General features: G+C 45.8%; 15 protein-coding genes and 1 riboswitch. Of the genes, 9 read left to right on the top strand and 6 right to left on the bottom strand.

Annotation, left to right across the window (positions count from 1 at the left end; genetic code table 11):
* Positions 1 to 56: 56 nt before the first annotated feature.
* A complete protein-coding gene (locus AB4Z30_RS25820) occupies positions 57 to 1103 on the bottom strand; it encodes a helix-turn-helix transcriptional regulator (protein ID WP_441930295.1) in 1047 nt (348 codons plus the stop codon).
* Between the two features lie 97 nt (positions 1104 to 1200).
* Between AB4Z30_RS25820 and AB4Z30_RS25815 the strand changes: the two genes are divergently transcribed.
* From AB4Z30_RS25815 to mmuM, 7 genes are all read left to right on the top strand, one after another.
* Positions 1201 to 1644, top strand: a complete 444-nt coding sequence (locus AB4Z30_RS25815) for a VOC family protein (protein WP_441930294.1) — start codon at positions 1201 to 1203, stop codon at positions 1642 to 1644.
* Positions 1645 to 1909: 265 nt separating this feature from the next.
* Positions 1910 to 2830: a methyl-accepting chemotaxis protein gene (locus AB4Z30_RS25810; protein ID WP_441930293.1), complete on the top strand. Its 921-nt coding sequence runs from the start codon at positions 1910 to 1912 to the stop codon at positions 2828 to 2830.
* 245 nt (positions 2831 to 3075) lie between these two features.
* The gene (locus AB4Z30_RS25805; protein WP_441930292.1) at positions 3076 to 4788 is read left to right on the top strand and encodes a spore germination protein; all 1713 of its coding nucleotides are present in this window, start codon (positions 3076 to 3078) and stop codon (positions 4786 to 4788) included.
* A 90-nt stretch (positions 4789 to 4878) separates the two neighbouring features.
* Positions 4879 to 5979: a GerAB/ArcD/ProY family transporter gene (locus AB4Z30_RS25800; RefSeq protein ID WP_441930291.1), complete on the top strand. Its 1101-nt coding sequence runs from the start codon at positions 4879 to 4881 to the stop codon at positions 5977 to 5979.
* Positions 5976 to 7181, top strand: coding sequence for a Ger(x)C family spore germination protein (locus AB4Z30_RS25795; protein WP_441930290.1), 1206 nt, complete (start codon positions 5976 to 5978; stop codon positions 7179 to 7181). Before AB4Z30_RS25800 ends, AB4Z30_RS25795 begins: the two co-directional genes overlap by 4 nt.
* A 137-nt stretch (positions 7182 to 7318) precedes the next feature.
* A riboswitch (SAM riboswitch) is annotated at positions 7319 to 7420 on the top strand.
* Between the two features lie 91 nt (positions 7421 to 7511).
* Positions 7512 to 8906 (top strand): S-methylmethionine permease, encoded by a 1395-nt coding sequence (gene mmuP, locus AB4Z30_RS25790; protein ID WP_441930289.1) that lies wholly within the window; start codon positions 7512 to 7514, stop codon positions 8904 to 8906.
* Entirely contained in the window at positions 8903 to 9982 is a 1080-nt protein-coding gene (gene mmuM, locus AB4Z30_RS25785) for a homocysteine S-methyltransferase (RefSeq protein WP_441930288.1), read from the top strand. Before mmuP ends, mmuM begins: the two co-directional genes overlap by 4 nt.
* Positions 9983 to 10103: 121 nt before the next feature.
* Here the strand turns inward: mmuM and AB4Z30_RS25780 are convergent, their stop codons facing one another.
* The 5 genes from AB4Z30_RS25780 to AB4Z30_RS25760 all read right to left on the bottom strand — a co-directional run bounded on the left by AB4Z30_RS25780 (position 10104) and on the right by AB4Z30_RS25760 (position 16515).
* Positions 10104 to 12509, bottom strand: a complete 2406-nt coding sequence (locus AB4Z30_RS25780) for an ABC transporter permease (RefSeq protein WP_441930287.1) — start codon at positions 12507 to 12509, stop codon at positions 10104 to 10106.
* A 3-nt stretch (positions 12510 to 12512) separates the two neighbouring features.
* Positions 12513 to 13271 carry an ABC transporter ATP-binding protein gene (locus tag AB4Z30_RS25775; protein WP_441930286.1) on the bottom strand — a complete coding sequence of 253 codons (759 nt, stop codon included), beginning with the start codon at positions 13269 to 13271 and terminating at the stop codon, positions 12513 to 12515.
* 158 nt (positions 13272 to 13429) lie between these two features.
* Complete coding sequence (locus AB4Z30_RS25770) at positions 13430 to 14872, bottom strand: HAMP domain-containing sensor histidine kinase (RefSeq protein ID WP_441930285.1); 1443 nt, start codon at positions 14870 to 14872, stop codon at positions 13430 to 13432.
* 20 nt (positions 14873 to 14892) lie between these two features.
* Positions 14893 to 15591 (bottom strand): response regulator transcription factor, encoded by a 699-nt coding sequence (locus AB4Z30_RS25765; RefSeq protein ID WP_441930284.1) that lies wholly within the window; start codon positions 15589 to 15591, stop codon positions 14893 to 14895.
* A 102-nt stretch (positions 15592 to 15693) separates the two neighbouring features.
* On the bottom strand, positions 15694 to 16515 hold the full coding sequence (locus AB4Z30_RS25760) for a helix-turn-helix domain-containing protein (RefSeq protein ID WP_441930310.1): 822 nt from the start codon (positions 16513 to 16515) through the stop codon (positions 15694 to 15696).
* Between the two features lie 235 nt (positions 16516 to 16750).
* On the opposite strand from AB4Z30_RS25760, the gene AB4Z30_RS25755 reads away from it, so the two are divergent.
* Positions 16751 to 17527, top strand: coding sequence for a sugar phosphate isomerase/epimerase family protein (locus AB4Z30_RS25755; RefSeq protein ID WP_441930283.1), 777 nt, complete (start codon positions 16751 to 16753; stop codon positions 17525 to 17527).
* Between the two features lie 71 nt (positions 17528 to 17598).
* Positions 17599 to 18621: a Gfo/Idh/MocA family protein gene (locus AB4Z30_RS25750; RefSeq protein WP_090924332.1), complete on the top strand. Its 1023-nt coding sequence runs from the start codon at positions 17599 to 17601 to the stop codon at positions 18619 to 18621.
* The last annotated feature ends 286 nt before the right edge of the window (positions 18622 to 18907 follow it).

Genomic DNA, 18907 nt, shown 5'->3' with positions numbered 1-18907 from the left:
GTATGCCGTAGTTCGTTCGGCACGCATCCTGGGCCGGGTGTTTTATTCCTGCCACATTAAATACACTCCAGCAATCTTAAATAATATCGTCTCAACGATTCCTTCAACATCTCAGGTTCAACAATTTTAACGGAAGCGCCGTAACCTGCAAGGTAACTTACGATGAAGTCTAATTCATGAGGTTCATAGGTTCCCAGGAGCAGATGAACTCCCTCACTTTTTTCAAGACGCATAGACGGGTAGTGATTTTGCTGAAATTGCTCTATGCCAGCCTTGCTGATCTTGCATTGAAACGAGATAGCTTGTTCGGAAGGTTTCCATAAGGATTGGAGATGTTCACTATGTATGTCACCAAGGTGTGCGCAAGGCTCAATATCCGTTAAGACAGCCGAAATGATTCGATCACAGCGGAATACACGATAGACTTTCTTCTCCAGATCGTACGCCTGGCAATACCAGTACCCTTTACTGGCATATAGCGCAATGGGCTGTATAACACGGGTGCTGGTTTTTGTTTTGGAAACGGCTTCTGACGGATCAGGAGTAACTTCCAGATTCTCTTTCGTAGGCTCCTTGTTCTCAAACGAAACGGTGACTTTATTCCGCTCCGTCGCGCTCCTGATTTTTTCAGGATACTCGATCTGAATCACCATTTGCTGTACCGCAGCCTTCAATAGAAGCTCCAGATGAGTACTGTCTTTGATCTGTTCTGTATGTTTAAAGGTGACACGTTGTTGCATAAGATGAATATTCTCTCGTTGTCGATCGGATAACGCTGCCATGAATTTCTCATGCACAGAGTCAAATGTGGTCTGGAAGGGCAGGCTGGTGAAACTGCGAAGAGCCTGCATAGCGAAGTACAGGGCATGGAGCTCATCGGTATTAAAAGAGATCGGAGGTAGCTGCATCTGCTGAAGCAGCCGGTAGCCGCCATAACGTCCATATTCGACATAGATGGGCGCACCCATCTCTTCGAGGGACGCAATGTCCCGCAATGCGGTACGTTTGGATATATGAAATTCTTGCATCAATTCAGGCAGGGTGAAATGTTGTTTTTGATTAATGAAACGAAGCATATGGTGTAAACGTTCAGTCTTTTTCATCTGTCTACATCTCCCTTCTCTCAATGGTGCCGTTAATTGGCACCTTTATTCGTTATAGTGATAAGTGTAAGGCAAACGAATAGAGGAGGCAAACAGAATGAAAGCTGAAGTGATTCCCTTTCTCTCGATGAACGGAGAAGCGGCTAAAGCAATTACATTTTATGAGAAAACGTTGGGTGCAAAGGTATTGTTCCGAAAAAGCTACAAAGAAATGAAGCAAATGAGTCCCGGTTTCACGTATCCTGCAGGGCAGGATGAGTACATTACCCATTCGGTACTGGAGATGGGAGTGAACAAAATCATGATCGCTGAGGACGCAATGGATGCAGAGAGACAATGGGAGCTGGGGAACAGTACATCGCTGTGTATTCAATCCAAGGATCAAGGCCAGATGAATCGACTGTACGAGGCATTGGTACAACATGAGGGAGTGAAGGTACTTGTGCCCTATGAACAGAATGAATTCAGTCCGGGATATGGGATTGTCCGTGATCCGTTTGGTATTGTGATTCAGCTTTGTGTAACGGTACATGATTTTTAAGGTTTGAAGTTTCTAAAGAAGAGCAGGTCATGGTTATCCATAACTTGCTCTTTATTTTGTTTTAATTATCCAGATCATAGCCAGAATATGAAGGTTGTATGTACAACAAAAAATATATTTTGAGATTCATGCAAATTAGTGATCCAAAAGTCCCGATTTCGGGTAACATTACTAGGAGTCAACGCAAGATGCACTGTATAGAACTGCATTCAGTGGTTAAATAGCAAAACCTTATTGACTATGGGACGGATTGTGGGGGATTTAGATGTCTTTATTGGAGACTGGGCGGCAAGATGAGGTTACGGACGAGCTAGTGGTTAAAGCAATGGAGAAAAGTTTGGCGATCATTCGCTTCGACCTGAACCGTAGGGTTACATACGTGAACGATGTATTTGCTTCAAGGATGGGGTACACCAAGGAAGAGATGTATGGTATGCAGCATCGCCAATTATGCTTTGGAACATTTGCAGACAGTCCAGCGTATGAGGCGTTCTGGAGAAGTATTTTGGGCGGGAAAAGCTTTCAGGATAAGATTGAACGCATGGATGCTAAGGGGCAATCGGTATGGCTTGAAGCTACATACATGCCGGTATTTGATGAGTCGGATCGCAAGGTGCTTGGGGTCTGCAAGATGGCTACCGATATTACTAATCGTCAAAATAACATTACAGCCGTTGTTCAGGAACTGAAGGCGTTGTCTCATGAACTGAATGAGCAGGCAGGAGCTGGCATCGGTCGAAGCCATGAACTGATGTCCAGCGTTTCTTACATCTCGGAGGTATCATTGGCTAACCAGTCTACTCTATCTCATCTGCAAGAACAGGCCGGTTCCATTCAAGGTGTGGTGCGAACCATTCGGGAAATTTCGTCTCAGACACAGTTACTCGCACTAAATGCAGCAATTGAGGCTGCACATGCGGGAGAATTCGGACGTGGATTCGATATTGTGGCAAAAGAAGTTCGCAAGCTATCTGCGATGGTAGAGAATTCGATTAACGAGATTCGTGACAGTGTTACGGGCATCACCAAAGAGATTACCAACATTACAGATGGTACAAAAAAGGTGGAGCATTACGTGCAGCAGAGTCACGAGAGAATTGAGATTGCGTTAAATGATTTCAAAACGATCGCGGCTGCGGCTCATTTACTTGATGATAAGGCACAGCATGTGACGCGAATTGTGTAGCCATACTTGCATGCAAAAAAAATACGATATGAATTTTCAGACGATTCTGTGCTCATTACAGGATCGTTTTTTTTTGTGTTCAGATACAATTTTTCACAAATCACAAGTGGTAGTTATTGATCAGGTAAGAAAGTGTTCCATTGCATGTCCTGTCAAAATCACGGAATTTTTATGGACAAACAGGACACAATAAGCCGGGAATACCTGTGATTTGATTTTACGGAGAAGGGAGGATGAATGGGAAGATGTGGTCAACGATCTTATCTTATGTACCGAAATGGACCATATGGGCACAGGCACTCATGGTATTTGTCGTACCCGTTATTCTTTATCTCACGACGAATTGGTTCCATACGGCAATTAAGCGTGGAAGCTTCTCTCGCAAAAACAAAATGAATCATTCACCGAAGGACATATCACCAGCTGAAGCCGGCATCGGACCAGGTACGGAAACCGGGCACTATGCCAACATTAAGTTAACCGGAATATACACAACAGATCTGATTACGGTGCGAGAGACGTTTGGCAAAAATGCAGATGTACATATTCGAGAGTTCATCATTAGAGGAACGAATACAAGAGTGGCAGTTATGTATACTGAAGGGCTTACGGATACAGATCTGATCGACAAATATTTAATTGAACCTTTGATGATTAAGGGTATACCTGAACTTAAACAGGAAAGTTTTCTTCATCCTGAGCAGGCAGACTTCCTGTCCACGTATCTGAAAACTCAAATTCTTCCCGTCAGCGAGATCCAGGAGACACAATCTCTACAGGAGCTTGCAACAGGTGTATTGGTAGGAAAAAACGGTTTGTTGGTGGATGGCCTGCCGGGAGCTATGCTGATCGGAACGTCCAGATTAAAGACGCGCGGGGTGGATGAACCTTTATCGGAAGGTCTACTACGCGGACCGCGTATCGGTTTTACAGAGGAGCTTAGTGATAACACGGGCATTTTACGACGTTATGGAAGCGATCAGAGTTTGTTTATTGAAAAGTTTGAAGTGGGCAGCCGGATCAAAAAAGACGTGGCTATTGCTTATATTCAGGATATTGCCGACCCTAAACTTGTAACCGAGGTTATGAAACGTGTGAAAGCCATTCATATGGATGCGATGCTTGAGTCGGGTTACATTGAACAGCTGATTGAAGACGATACACTGAGCCCTTTTCAGCAGGTTTTGAATACAGAAAGGCCTGACCGGGTTATCGGTGCCCTGCTTGAAGGACGTGTGGCTATTTTGCTGGACGGAACACCATTTGTACTTGTTGTACCAGTGACATTCAGCATGCTTCTTCAATCTCCGGAAGATTACTATGAACGCTGGATTCCAAGTACGTTTCTCCGTATTCTGCGTTTTATGGCAGCGATGTTAGCCCTGCTTGCCCCAGCACTCTACATCTCTTTTATTTCGTTCCATCCGGGTCTGATTCCAACGAAATTGGTACTGACGATTATTGAGACACGATCCGGAGTGCCTTTTCCTTCCTTAATCGAGGCTTTAATTATGGAACTGTCGATTGAGATTTTAAGAGAAGCCGGCATTCGTTTGCCCAAACCGATCGCACCTGCGATGGGCATCGTTGGTGGTCTGATTATCGGTCAGGCAGCGGTACAGGCAGGCATTATCAGCCAGTTTCTAGTCATCGTTGTGGCAGTCACGGCCATTTCGTCCTTTACCATTCCAGTATATAGTGCAGGGTTGACTTTGCGGTTACTGCGCTTTGCTGCGATGTTTAGTGCTGCCGTAATGGGATTATATGGCGTGGTTATGTTCTTCTTGCTGATGTGCACACATCTGGCTCGACTTTCAAGTTTTGGGGTGCCATATATTGCACCAGCGGTTCCGTACCATTTGAGTGATTGGAAGGATTTTGTCATCCGTGCCCCGCTGAATATGATGAGAAGACGTCCTGACATGATGAATACCACCGACGAAGACCGCAAGAAATAATGTTGTTCGAAGTGAAGTTTCGTGCCAAACAGTTCTGTACAGTTCAGTTTAGCCTCGTATAATCCGCAGATGGTCTGGAGGTGCTAAGAAATGAATGACTCTCAAGTAAAAATAAGCACTACACAAGCCGTGGTCATTATCGTCAATTACATGCTTGGTGCAGGCATATTAACATTGCCTAGGACAACAAGCAAAGCGGTTGGTACACCGGACGTCTGGATTTCAATTATCCTCTCCGGATTGATTATCACGGGTGTGGGAATTATTCTGGTGACCTTATGCCGACGATTCCCGGAAAAGACCGTTTTCCAGTTTACGCGGGAGATCACGGGACGTTGGATTGCTTACATACTCGGCTGTGCCAACATTCTTTATTTTATGGTGATTGCTGCTTTTGAAATTCGGGTGATGGCTGACGTGACCGGTATGTATTTGCTGGAGCGTACACCTACCTGGGCCATTGTGATGGTGTTTATGTGGATCGGAATCTATCTGATTTCCGGCGGACTTCCAGTCATCGTGCGTGTGTTCGAGGTCATTTTGCCGATTACCTTGGTCATATTTGTGATGGAAATTTTGCTTAGTAATCAGTTGTTTGAGATCGGTAATCTCAGACCTGTACTCGGAGAGGGCATCATGCCTGTTGTTAAAGGATTGAAACCTTCCTTGCTTTCATACACAGGTTATGAAGTGATGCTGGTCATTACGGCATATATGCAAAATCCGAAGAAAAGCAATAAGGCCATGACTTGGGGGCTGGGCATATCTACATCGATTTATTTGATTACGGTCGTTATGGTCGTTGGCAGTTTATCGCTTGATGGAATTAAAACGAGAACCTGGCCAACGCTGGATCTGGTTCGAAGTTTTGAGATTCAGGGTTTGATCTTTGAGCGCTTCGAATCGTTATTGCTGGTTATCTGGATTTTGCAGATTTTCTCTACGTTTGCGATTACTCATTACTGCGCTTCTGTAGGGATTCGTGATCTGTTTAAAGCTAAAAAGATGCGTACCATTATGTACTGTCTTCTACCGTTTATCTATTTGGCAGCCATGATTCCCAAAAATGTATATGAAACATTTGCACTAGGTGACATGCTGGGCAATGTATCTGTCGTCTTGTTTGCCATTTTGCCTCTGGTATTGCTGCTACTGAGCATTATTCGTAAAAAAGGAGGTAAACACGCATGACTTCACTCCGGTTGTGGCTGCGTATGATCTGTGCGTTACTGATTCTTAGCCTTATCTCGGGATGCTGGAGCAGCCGGGAAATTGAAGATTTGAGTCTGTATGTTGGTCTCGGAATTGATGTTGGTCAGGAAACAAAATTCGAGAAAAAAATATCAGCTCAAGGAGGGGGTTATCCCAAAGAAGAAATTGTGACCGCGACCGTTCAGATTGCTCCAGGGAAATCGAGTGGTCAGCAGAGCGATGAAGGAGGTTCACCTTCTTCTGGAAAATCATCTTACTCCAACGAACAACTTACCGGGGATTCGTTGCTTCAAATATTTCGTCAGTTTTCCTTGCGCCGAGACCGTCCGCTCATTGGACATCATCTGAAAGTGATCGTCATTTCCAAAGATATTGCTAAAAAGTATGGATTAAAACAGTTGCTTGATTTTGTACTACGGGATAACGATATTCGCCCCAATTGCCTTGTGCTAATCAGCCATCACCGTGCGCTGGATGTACTCACTTCAAAAGATCCTTCCCGGATTCCGGCCTTTTATCTTACGGGAATCACAAATAATTCGTATATCTCTAATAAAATACTGGAGCCTGTTTCGCTTGCTAAACTGGATGCAGAGATGCAGTCTGGCTCCAGCTTTTTGCTTCAAAATGTGTTGAATGCAGATGGTGAGGATAAGTTTTCAGGGGGGAGCATCTTTAAAGCTAAAACAACGAAATTTATCGGGGAGCTTAGCCAAACCGATCTGGAAGCATTATCTTGGATTATGCCTGAGGAAAAGGCGGGCGGGGTCATCAAAACATATAGTAAGGAAGGCTTCACGGTTCTCTATGAGATCAAGAAAAAGACTATAAAAATCATTCCGAAGGTAAGTCACGGCGACATTTCGTTTCATGTCAAGGCAGAGTCCGAAGGCTGGCTAATGGAGGATTGGCGTGCGCCTGAAAAAGAAGAGAAGGGAGCCTATCTGAAAGAACTGGAACAGGATTTTGCCAAAATCGTAGATCAACAGATTGATCAGATGCTCTATAAACTCCAGCATACGTATAAAGCTGACGTTGCCGGTTTTCGGGACAGCCTCCGAATCCATTATCCAAAAACGTGGAAAAAAGTAAAAGATAACTGGGATGAAGTGTTTGCAACAGTACCTATTACCTATGAAATTAAAACAAATGTTGTAAATCCGGGATCTTCTACAGAGTAGCCCCATACTCACCAGTGGGAATGCTTACTGTGTTAACTTCGCACCAAGTGTATCGATGGCTCTGCTTGAATCGGATGCAGTATTTATTTAAATGTTGACACATCAGGCAGCAGTCGATATAGTTATACAAAATCATTTTCTTATCCAGAGAGGTGGAGGGACTGGCCCTTAGAAACCTCAGCAACAGATCTGAAGGATACTGTGCTAATTCCAGCGGGTGAAAGCCTGATAGATAGGAGCGTTTGTTTTTATTTGTCAGTAGTGGCGCACTCTTCGGGAAGAGTGGGTCTTTTTTGTTTGTTCTGGATGAAGGAGCGGGGAGCAGGTTATATGGAAAATAGCAACGATAAAGGTCAATTTCAGCGAAAAATGCAAACGAGGCATGTGGTTATGCTCTCTCTTGGCGGCGTCATTGGAACAGGTCTGTTCCTTAGCTCAGGGTATACCATTCAACAAGCCGGACCACTGGGTACGATTCTTTCTTATCTGATTGGGGCTTTGGTGGTGTACCTGGTGATGCTCTGTCTGGGCGAACTGTCTGTACATATGCCAGAGACGGGTGCATTCCATAGCTATGCAGCCAAATATATTGGACCAGCTACAGGATACACGGTGGCGTGGCTGTACTGGCTTACTTGGACAGTGGCACTGGGTTCGGAATTCACAGCTGCCGGGCTGCTCATGCAGCGCTGGTTTCCATCCGTGAACGTCTGGATCTGGAGTGCGCTGTTTGCGTTGATGATCTTCCTGTTTAATGCGTTCACAGTCAAACTTTTTGCAGAATCGGAGTTCTGGTTCTCTTTGGTGAAGGTAATGACGATTGTCATCTTTATTATTCTTGGCGGCGCAGCGATGTTTGGTATTATTCCGATGGCAAATGCTGAACCGGCTCCGTTCTTCTCCAACATTACAGCGTCAGGGTGGTTCCCTTATGGTGCAACTGCGATTCTGATGACGATGCTGGCTGTGAATTTTGCTTTCTCGGGCACGGAACTGATTGGTATTGCCGCAGGCGAAACGGAAAATCCGGAAAAAACCATTCCGAAAGCCATTCACACCACGCTGTGGCGTTTAATTATTTTCTTTATTGGTACGATCGTTATTCTGTCTGCATTGTTGCCGATGTCAGATGCAAGTGTGCTGGAGAGTCCGTTCGTTGCTGTCATGGAGCGGGTCGGTGTTCCGTATGCAGCCGACATCATGAACTTTGTTATTTTAACGGCAATTCTGTCTGCTGCGAATTCGGGGCTATATGCTTCATCACGGATGCTCTGGTCACTGGCGGATAAAAAGACGATCTCTCCATGGTTTGCCCGCCTGACGAAACGCGGAGTGCCATTCAATGCGCTTGTGCTCAGCATGGCTGGTGGTGCACTGGCTTTATTGTCCAGCATCATTGCACCGGGAACCGTCTATATCACGCTCGTTTCGATCTCAGGTCTTGCTGTGGTAGCGGTATGGATGAGCATCAGCGTGTCTCAATACATGTTCCGTAGGCAGTATCTGCGGGAAGGACATGACGTGAAAGATCTGGTTTACCGAACGCCATTATATCCAATCGTACCTATCGTTTCATTTGTATTGTGCCTGGCATCCTGCATCGGTATCGCTTTTGACCCAACGCAGCGGATTGCTCTATACTGTGGTATTCCATTTATTATCTTATGTTATATCGCGTATTATTGGACAGATCGGACGAAGAAGAAAAGAGGGATGACTTCATGACTAAACGTGAGGAAACAAATAATATCCATGTGATTCAACATATTTTGGAGGAGTATCCGGTCATGATTCTGGACGGTGCACTGGCGACGGAGCTTGAGCAGCATGGTTGTGATCTGGATGATCCGCTCTGGTCTGCACGTGTACTGCTGGAGAACCCGGATGTTATCGTGAACGTGCACGCTGATTATTTCCGTGCAGGGGCAGATTGTGCAATTACCTCCAGTTATCAGGCAACGGTGGAGGGCTTCCGCAAGCGTGGCATTGGAGAAGAGGCTGCACTGGATCTGATTCGCAAGACAGTAAAGCTGGCTGCAAAGGCTAGAGATGATGTGTGGGCAGAAGTGCAAAGAGCTACAACAGGTGCAGAAGGTTCAACAGGACAACCTGCGGTAGCGACATCGGAACATGTCGAGAAGGCAGGGAACGAGCAGAGTGAATATCGTACTGGTGAACACACTAGTGGCGAGAAGTTGCGTCGTCCGCGACCTGTCGTTGCTGGCTCTGTCGGCCCATACGGTGCCTATCTGGCGGATGGTTCCGAATATGTTGGGCATTATGGCGTCTCGGACGAAACACTTGCTGCATTTCACCGACCTCGCATGGCTGCGCTGATTGAAGCAGGAGCTGACATACTCGCATTCGAGACGATTCCTTCGTTGCAAGAGGCTCGTGTTCTTGTAGAATTGCTTAAGGAGTTTCCGAATACTCATGCGTGGCTTTCTTTTTCATTAAAAGATGGGACAAGCATCAGCGAGGGAACGTCGCTTCAGGTATGCACACAGACCTTTGGCTCTGAACCGCAGATTGCGGCAATCGGCCTGAACTGCGCTCCAATGGAAGTGGTCACGGAAGCCATCGGTATTCTTCGCCAAGGTAGCGATAAACCCGTTATCGTCTACCCGAATTCAGGCGAGATTTACGATGCCGAGACCAAAACATGGAGCGGGCAAGGCTCTTGTGGCAGCATGAAGGACGCATCGGAACAATGGGTTGCTGCTGGTGCGCATATTATTGGCGGATGCTGCCGTACAACACCGCATCAGATTAAGGAACTGGCGAAGAAGTGGCGTGGTTAGTAGCCCGAATTTTTATAGAACAAACCTGAATAAGAACATAAAAATGTATCTAAACATAAAAAACTTAGATAATCTCCAAGAGCCCTTACCTTTTTATAAATAGGTAAGAGCTCTTTTTAGGTTATTCAATAACTAACATACGTGGTGATGCCTTGCGAATTTCCTGAGATGCCAGCCAGCATCCAATCGTTGCTGCCAATATACTCAAACAGACGAATAACAGGATGCCCCATCCATTCAGAACCAAGGGAAGGTGTACGATTCCATATCCCGAGAGAACTTGTTCAAGTAACCGGGGAAGAAGATAGACGCCCGCAATAATGCCAAACATTGAACCTATCAGGGATAGCGATGCGACTCCAAGTGTAAGCGAGGAACGAATACTGCCGGATGTCATACCTATTGATTTGTAGATGCCATACGTCTTGTTCTCTTTGCGAATGCTGATCCGGCAGGTACTGAAGATGATCATAAAGGTAACAATGATGAACAGTAGCCCAATCAGAGCCATGGGATATATAAGAATGTTTAATGCTTCTTCGAAAACGGAATCCAGCAGTGTTTTTTGCGTGACGATGGAAGCAGAGTCTCTGAACTGCTCATTCAGTTGGGCTGCAATTGCCCCTGCCTGTGATGGGTCGGTGACATTAATAAAGGCAACATCTACGTCACTGTAACTTGGATTTACGCTCTTAACCGCCTGAACGGTGATTCTCCCGGATACCGACATGTTTGCGATCGCTTGATAGATACCCGAAATGATGAATGTGCGCTTCTCTCCTTCAACGTAAAGATCGATGAGGTCTCCCAAATCCTTGTTTAACATCTTGGCAACACTGACCCCGATTGAAATTTCATTCTCGCGTTCAGGGTTATTTCCTTTTAACGTCTCGAATCCGGAGTCCTTATAGCTCCCATCCAATACACCCAAATAAAGACTGATCGACGGACGGGTTGTATGGTTTTCCAAAACTTCGGAGGGAATTACGCCGTTAAGGTTTCCCTGCCAGCCCACATTTTTGATGCGGTGATCTTCTTCCAGTACACGTTGAAGTGCTGCTTTTGGAAATGTCGTTTTGTCTACGACCACCGCAGCAATGTTGGCATTGTCATACCCCCATTGGGCTGCTGTCTGATGGATGCCGATAATACTGGTCAGAACAGTATATCCGAAGACGAGGACGGAAGCGGCCACTGATGTCAGCAGTATCATTAAGACAGAGCTTTTGCCATTTTTGATCAAACTGCGTATGCCGATGACCCAAGAAACAGGCAGCTTTCCAAATGAAGCCCTATGTGCTAGCGGTGAATTCATTCGTCGCACCATGCGTACATTGTCGCTCTCCGACATACCGTACCGAATGGCCTGAACAGGCTGGATCGTGCGAGCTTTTCTGGCGTATAACACGACAAATACAATAACCAAGACGAGTAACAGCAGCCCTACAACAATAGCAGCTCCAATGCCCTCAATTGCAAGATCACCCTGGTCAGTCCGCAGGGACGATACGGAGATGTTGATGATGAATTTGGAGACGAATACGCTAAGTACCACCCCGGGAAGAACGGCGATGATGGACAACAGAGCATATTGAATAACGTAGGTAGCAATGGTTGCTCGGGAGGTCAGTCCAAGCGATTTGAGGATACCTATCGTTTTGTAGTTGGCCAGAATGGCATCGGATATGGTGAAGCCAATCGTAATGAGTGCAATCATCATCATGACGGCCCCTAAGAATATCATAATGAAACCGATGATCTGGTTGATGATTAGATAGAAGGATGAGATACTTTCGAATTCCATTTTGGTTTCCAGAAATGGAGCACCCATCTCGCTTGTATAACGATCCCAGTAGCTGGAGTTCGTACTGTAGTCATCAAAATGTATGCCCATCATCTGATGTTCTTTGCCTGCAAGCGTGATGAAATCATGTTGATAATCGTCAGGGTTCATCCAGATTCTTGCCGTATTGCTGAACGGTGCTCCGTAAGGAACATCTACAACAATCGCTGATACGGTGAGACTTAGCTTAGAAGGTCCCGTTCTGAATTGAACGACATCACCGACAGCGATGTTATAACTGTAGGCCATCGAAGTAGGAATCCATACATTTCCTTGTGCGGGATACACGCTTTCTTTACCGGCTGCAAATACGAATTGATCTACATTCAATGGAGGTGGAGGGGTGTTCATCATGTACAGATAAATGTTGGGGATATCCACATTATTTAAGGTCATACCTGACAACGTACGGTAAGTAAGCAAAGGCGAGACCTCAACACCGTTTTGAGCGGCCCACCAGTCATACACCGTTTGGGGATCGTTTAGATCTTTTTCGAATGTCAATATCTGATGTGATCCGTTCGTTTGGCTATGCATTTCCTTGAACTGATAACCTGTGTTCGCCAAAATGATGACGGAAGTGCACACCAGAAGGGTGGAAAGTAAAATAAGCAGGGTAATAAACAGGTTTTGGATTTTATTTTGAGTGAGATAAGAAAAACTCAACTTCAGGATGGCAGCCATAAATTACTCCTTCCCCGATACAAAAGCGAAGACAATGGACTCCCGCTCCGGAATCTGATGCTCGTGATATTTGTCGAATTCCAGGATACCGCCGATTTTGCCATCCTGGATCAAGATCAGACGATCAGCCCGGCAAGCGGCTTGGATGTCATGCGTTACCATCACGACGGACTGTCCTTCTCGGTTCATATCTGTCAGAATGTCGAGTACCGCTTTTCCATGTTCGAAGTTTAAACTTCCAGTAGGCTCGTCAGCGAACAGGATATCCGGTGAATTGATGAGTGCACGGGCAATCGCAGCCCGTTGTTGCTGCCCCCCAGAGGTCTGGGATGGCAGGCGATTGTGTTGTTCATGGATGTCCATGTCGTACATGAGTTGTTTTGCCCGCGTCTGAACCTCACTTTTTTTGCTTCTGGCGATGTACCCGGGAAGTGCAATGTTTTCTTGAATAGAAAGGTCGGGAACAAGGTTGATGCTTTGATAGATGTATCCGATTCGACGTGTGCGGAACGCGGATAATTCTCGTTCGTTATAGGTATCAATACGTTGATTCTGAAAATAAACCTCACCAGCTGTGACTTGGTCCAGTCCACTTAGTAAATATAACAGCGTGGATTTGCCTGAGCCGGAATTCCCCATGATCACAGTGAAATCACCTTCGTAAATATCGAGATTAACGTTACGAATCGCATGGTACTGTTCGGTCCCGCCCTGGTAGGTCTTACACAGATTTTTGGCACGAATGATAGATGTTTTGTCCAAGCAGAATCACTCCCCGTTGCAGTATATCGTTCATCATAAAGGGAAGATATTGAGAAACCCTTATCCAAATATAAATAAAGTATTACAAACCTAGGACATACAGCTCAGAGTATACATAGCCTTAGTGAACATTGCTCCTCCATTGCTAATTCATCACCTTAACATAAGGGCAGACTGAACTGAAAGAGCGTTTCTTGACCGTTTTTGCTGGAAAAATGAATCTGCCCTCCATGCGCTTCAATGATGCTTTTGCAGATGGAAAGGCCAAGTCCTGTTCCTTCCTGAATTGGAGTAGAGTTAGGGGAAGAGCCACCTCTGAAATATCGTTCAAATACAAACGGCATATCCTGAACCTGTATCCCTCTTCCCGAATCAGTGATGGTCAGCTTGAATTGTCCCGAGTGAACCTCAGCATGAATGCGGATGTAATCACCGGGAGCCGTATGTTTTAGTGCATTAGATATCAGATTGGAGATGACCTGTTCAATGCGTACCGGGTCAATCCGAATAAGTACGTCAGGGATCGGGCCTAGCTGTTCGTAGGTCAATCCGTGGGATTGCACAATATGTGCAATGGGTCTCAGCATATTTTCAAAGACGGAACGACTATATCGTTCTTGCGGCTCAACCGAGATCTGTCCAAGCTCATGTAATGCGTGAACGAGCAAATCCTCTACCAGCCGGGCTGTTTTGTCTGTATGAATTTGCATAATATCCAAATATTCTTTCAGGGTATCTTCATCTTCGCATACCCCTTGGGAGATCGCATCTATGTATGCTTTAATCGTCGTAATGGGAGTCTTGAGATCATGAGAGATATTGGTGATGAGCTCTTTCTGGGCTTTTTCCTGTCGTATGCGCTGTGTGCTCAAATACATAAGTTCCATCCGCATCAAATCCAGCATAGCGTATAAGTCACCTATCTCGTCCGTGCGTTGATATTGAATTTTCTCATCATATTTGCCTTTAAGAATCGATTCGGCATGATGTTTCAACTGGTTGATTGGAATTAACATCTGTCCTTTGATACGGCGAACGATGGTGTATAGAAGAAACATGAGCAGAAGAGAAAGGATGAGTAGCGCACCTAGCAGAAATACGGGAACAGTAGATGTCTTTTGAACAAAAAGCAGAGATCGGGGTACTGTGAAAATCGCATTTCCGATCTGATGGCCATCCGGGCCGTCCATAACGGGAAAAGCAATGTCCAGTGATTCATGGCCATCCGCAAGCTGTAACACATCTGCCAGATTATAATGTAATGCGGATCTCAGATTAACTAATGTGCCTTCGGATGATGGTACGGAGGACAGTTTGATTTGACCATCCAGTTCGACATAGGAAAAAGGAATGTTTTCTTTGCTTGCTGCTGCACGGATCCGCTCCTGAACAACAGGGTCTGCAAAACGATGATGATTTTGCTCCAGTTCAAGCAGCATCGGGTTAACCTTCAGACGCACCTGATTAATCATCGGTGCAGACTCACTGGAAGAATGAGATGCGAGCAGATGAAGAAAAAGGCCAAGGCTGCACAGCAGGATTAGAAGTAGGATTGCTAATGATAATTTCAGCCATCGTGTAGACCAGTTATGTAGTGACATGAACGCTTCTCCATTCGTGCTTAGTCATAATTAAACTTGTAACCGACTCCCCAGACGGTTTTTAGAAGGGTTGGATGAGAAGCATCGCGCTCAATCTTTTCCCGCAGTCTGCGTATGTAAACCGTTACCGTATTTTCGTCTCCGTAAGCGTCGAAGCCCCAGATCGCATCAAGTAATTGAGATTTGGAGAAGACCTGATTTTTGTTGCTGGCGAGATAATATAGCAGTTCGAATTCTTTTGCCGATAGAGAGACTTCATCACCATTTACGGTAACTTTATAAGCCTTCTTGTCAATCTCTAGGTTAGCCAGACGTAGCAGATGGAAGTGATCCTGTATTGTGTTCAGACTGTCATATCTTCTGAAGTGAGCATTGATCCTGGCGAGCAGCTCGCTCAGGGAGAAAGGTTTGCTCATATAGTCGTCAGCGCCAAATCCAAGCCCCAGCACTTTGTCGGTATCACTTCCTCTGGCACTCAGAATAAGAATGGGAATGTTGTTCCGCCTGCGAATTTCGCGGCATACATCGATACCGTCCTGATCTGGCAGCATAATATCGAGAATAATATAGTCCGGCTGGATCAACTCCATAATCTGAAGTCCATCCTCTCCAGTGGCAGCGACGGCGGCCTCATATCCATTTTTCAACAGATAATCGCGCAAAATGCGGGAAATGTCATGTTCGTCCTCGATAATGAGGACTTTGCGTTTCGAGTTCATAGGATCACTCCAGTAGATCTAGTTTTATAATAAGGGTGTCTATAAAGATAAGTAATGATTTTGAATACCTCGCCGAATGGATTGAAATTAAAGTAGTTCACGTTACACATGTTCCAGATCATCTATCGGTTCATGCTGTTTAGATTTTTGGTATTCCGCCGGAGACATGCCAAAGTGTGCACGGAACACCCGGTGAAAATAGGAGTAGCTGGCAAAACCACAGGACTCGGCAATATGCTCTAGTGTCATCTCGCTATATTTCATACGCTCCAGTGCCGCATTCAGCCGGATTTCGATGGCATACTGGATCATGGTCTGATTATAGTGTTCCTTGAATAAACGCACGGCCCGCGAGAGACTGAGTCCGGCATAACGGGCGGCTTCCTCCAATTTGAACGTAACCGTGGCATGTTCTTCGATAAAACGCTTCAGCTTAAGTGCCGAAGAGACAGCCCGGTCGGTCTGAATATTTTCCGTAATCGCCCGGTCAATGTACAGGCATAATCCCCTTAGCAGAGCATCCTTCAGCTCCGCATTTTCCTCCAGCGGGCCGCGCCGTTTCTCCAGCAGCATGTTGCGCCACAGACTGATCAATTTGTCATCCAGACCAATACGGCTTACCGTCGGACGTTGCTGGCGTTTCCACCACTTTTCAATCCAGTCGCCTTCACAGAAGAGATAGTAGTCCCCACTCGACAAACGCCCTTCCTTGTGTGGCTCATCTACGACGAGGCGATAATCATCCCCGGGTTTTAATAAAAGCAAATCACCGCTGGTCATGCGAAATTCCTCTTCCTGCACATAGACTTTGCACGAGCCTTCCGTCTGCAAGCGGAACAGATAGGTGGATAGCTCGCCTTTCATATTATGGGTGAATGCCTTGTAGTGATAGGAGTAGTCACAGATCAATACGGATGTGTCCAATGTGTCCACAGATGTACGCCCCCAAACATTCGATCCTGTCATATCAGCAGAATTATAAGACCGCCAGCGAGCAGCCCTATAACTAAGTTCACGGATTAAATCAGGATGGAAATAAAATTTGATCAGATAGTTCATGTTTCGATTATATTGTATATGTTCATTTTAGCCTGTTTTGCGTTAGGATGATACCAGATAGAGCAATGTAAGCAAATTTGAGAGCAGAGGAGTATCTGTCATGAAAAAATTGAACATTGGTTTGCAACTTTTTACACTTCGTGATGAAACTGCAGCAGATTTTCGTGGTACACTGCACAAAGTGGCCGCCCTTGGATACGAAGGGGTAGAATTTGCCGGATATGGCGACATTCCAGCAGAGGAAATGAAAGCGCTACTAGATGAGCTGGGTCTAAAAGGTTTTAGCAGCCACGTGTCTCTTCATGCGATGCGCGAAGACCTGCAAAAACAAATCGATTACCTGAAAACAATTGGTGCACAATATATGATCTGCCCATATCTGATGCCGGAAGATCGCCCGGAAAATGCAGAAGGCTGGACAAAACTTTTCGATGAATTGCAACAGTATGGAGCCGAGGCAGCAAAACAAGGTTTGATCTTTGGTTACCACAACCATGACTTCGAATTCCATGGCCAAGTTGGGGATGCAAATGCATTTGATGCGATGTTCGCTCAAACAACTCCAGAAGCGGTTCAAGTGGAAATGGACGTATGTTGGGTACAATTTGCTGGACAAAATCCGATCGAGTATATTAATAAATATGCGGGCCGTTTGCCGCTGCTTCACTTGAAAGATTTCAGCAAAGACGAACAGGGACAGATGAAAACATTGGAGCTGGGACAAGGTGAAGTGGATCTGCCAGCTGTAATTGAAAGCGCAACAAATGCAGGTGTAGAGTGGCTGATCGTGGAACAGGACGTATGTCAGAACCCTCCGCTTGAGAGCGTAGAGAACAGTCACAACTGGCTGAAACAAAACTACCTGAACCAGTTCTAAGAGTTAAAAGACTCAACGTAACATCTGACTGTGCCAAACATGAATCTAATTGTCAAAGGAGAATTTTGTACATGAGTAAAATTAAAGTTGCTGTATTCGGCTGTGGAGCCATCGCTCAGCGCAGACATATTCCAGAGTACGCTGCCAATGAGAACGTAGAACTTGTCGCATTTGCTGATCCGGTAGTGGAGCGTGCGCAGGAAATGGCTGAAATGTACGGCGGCAAAGCATATTCCAGTTATGAGGAATTGCTTGCAAACGAAACGACAGTAGAAGCGGTGAGCGTATGCACACCGAACTATCTGCATGCACCTATGACGATTGCGGCTGCCAATGCGGGCAAGCATGTATTGGTTGAGAAACCGATGGCGGTTTCCACTGAAGAAGGCGAGCAAATGATTGAAGCGGCTAAGAAAAACGGTGTATATCTGATGGTGGGTCATAACCAACGTCTAATGCCTCCTCACGTGAAAGCAAAAGAAATTCTGGATTCCGGCCGACTGGGCAAAGTGCTGACTTTCCGTACTGCTTTTGGTCACCCGGGTCCAGAAGGCTGGAGTTTAGATGGAGCGGGTAGCTGGTTTTTCCGCAAAGAAGAAGCCATTATGGGTGCGATGGGTGACCTTGGCGTGCACAAATCTGACTTTATCCGTTATTTGCTGAACGACGAAGTATCCGAAGTGGCTGGTTTCATCAGCACGCTGCACAAAGAAGGCACGGATGTGGATGACAATGCGACATGTTTGCTTCGCATGAAGAGCGGCGCAATCGGCACACTCGTAGCCAGCTGGACACAATACAGAGGCGGAGACAACAGCACCGTGCTGTGGTGTGAAAACGGCGTAATGAAGATCGGTACAGTAGAAGGTGACGAGGTCATCGTCGAGTTGACCAACGGTACGGTTGAAACGTACAAAGTCGGCGCCATGGCTACCAATGAAAAACAAGTACCAAGCGGTGTAATCGATGCATTCGTAGAATCCATTGTAACCAAGACACCTCCATCCATCTCGGGTGAAGAGGGCTTGCGTTCATTGCAAGTTATTCTGGCTGCGTTTGAATCCGAGAAAACAGGTCAGATCGTTAAGTTGTAATAGCTCGGATCGTTAAGCTTTAACAAGCCGTATCAGCCCGTAACAGGCTATAGTTAGGATGGAAATTGCTATTGGTTCGTAATCATTAAATTTAGAGGGCATTCTCCAGCACAGTGTGCTGGGGGATGTCCTTTTTATGTGAGGCGTGCCCAGCAAAGCACGCATCTTCTAGCCGGTGAAAGTCCGGTCGCAGGAGGGGCCAAGCCCCTGCGTAGCTAGGATACTTGCGTATGGCGAAATCTGTACGTAAAAGCGTATCGACAAAAGTACCTGTCAGAGACAGGGC

The sequence above is a fragment of the Paenibacillus sp. 2TAF8 genome, assembly GCF_052114825.1.
GTDB lineage: Bacteria > Bacillota > Bacilli > Paenibacillales > Paenibacillaceae > Paenibacillus.
Note: the sequence above shows the minus strand (reverse complement) of the source record. Positions and strands in the feature narration are given on the sequence as shown.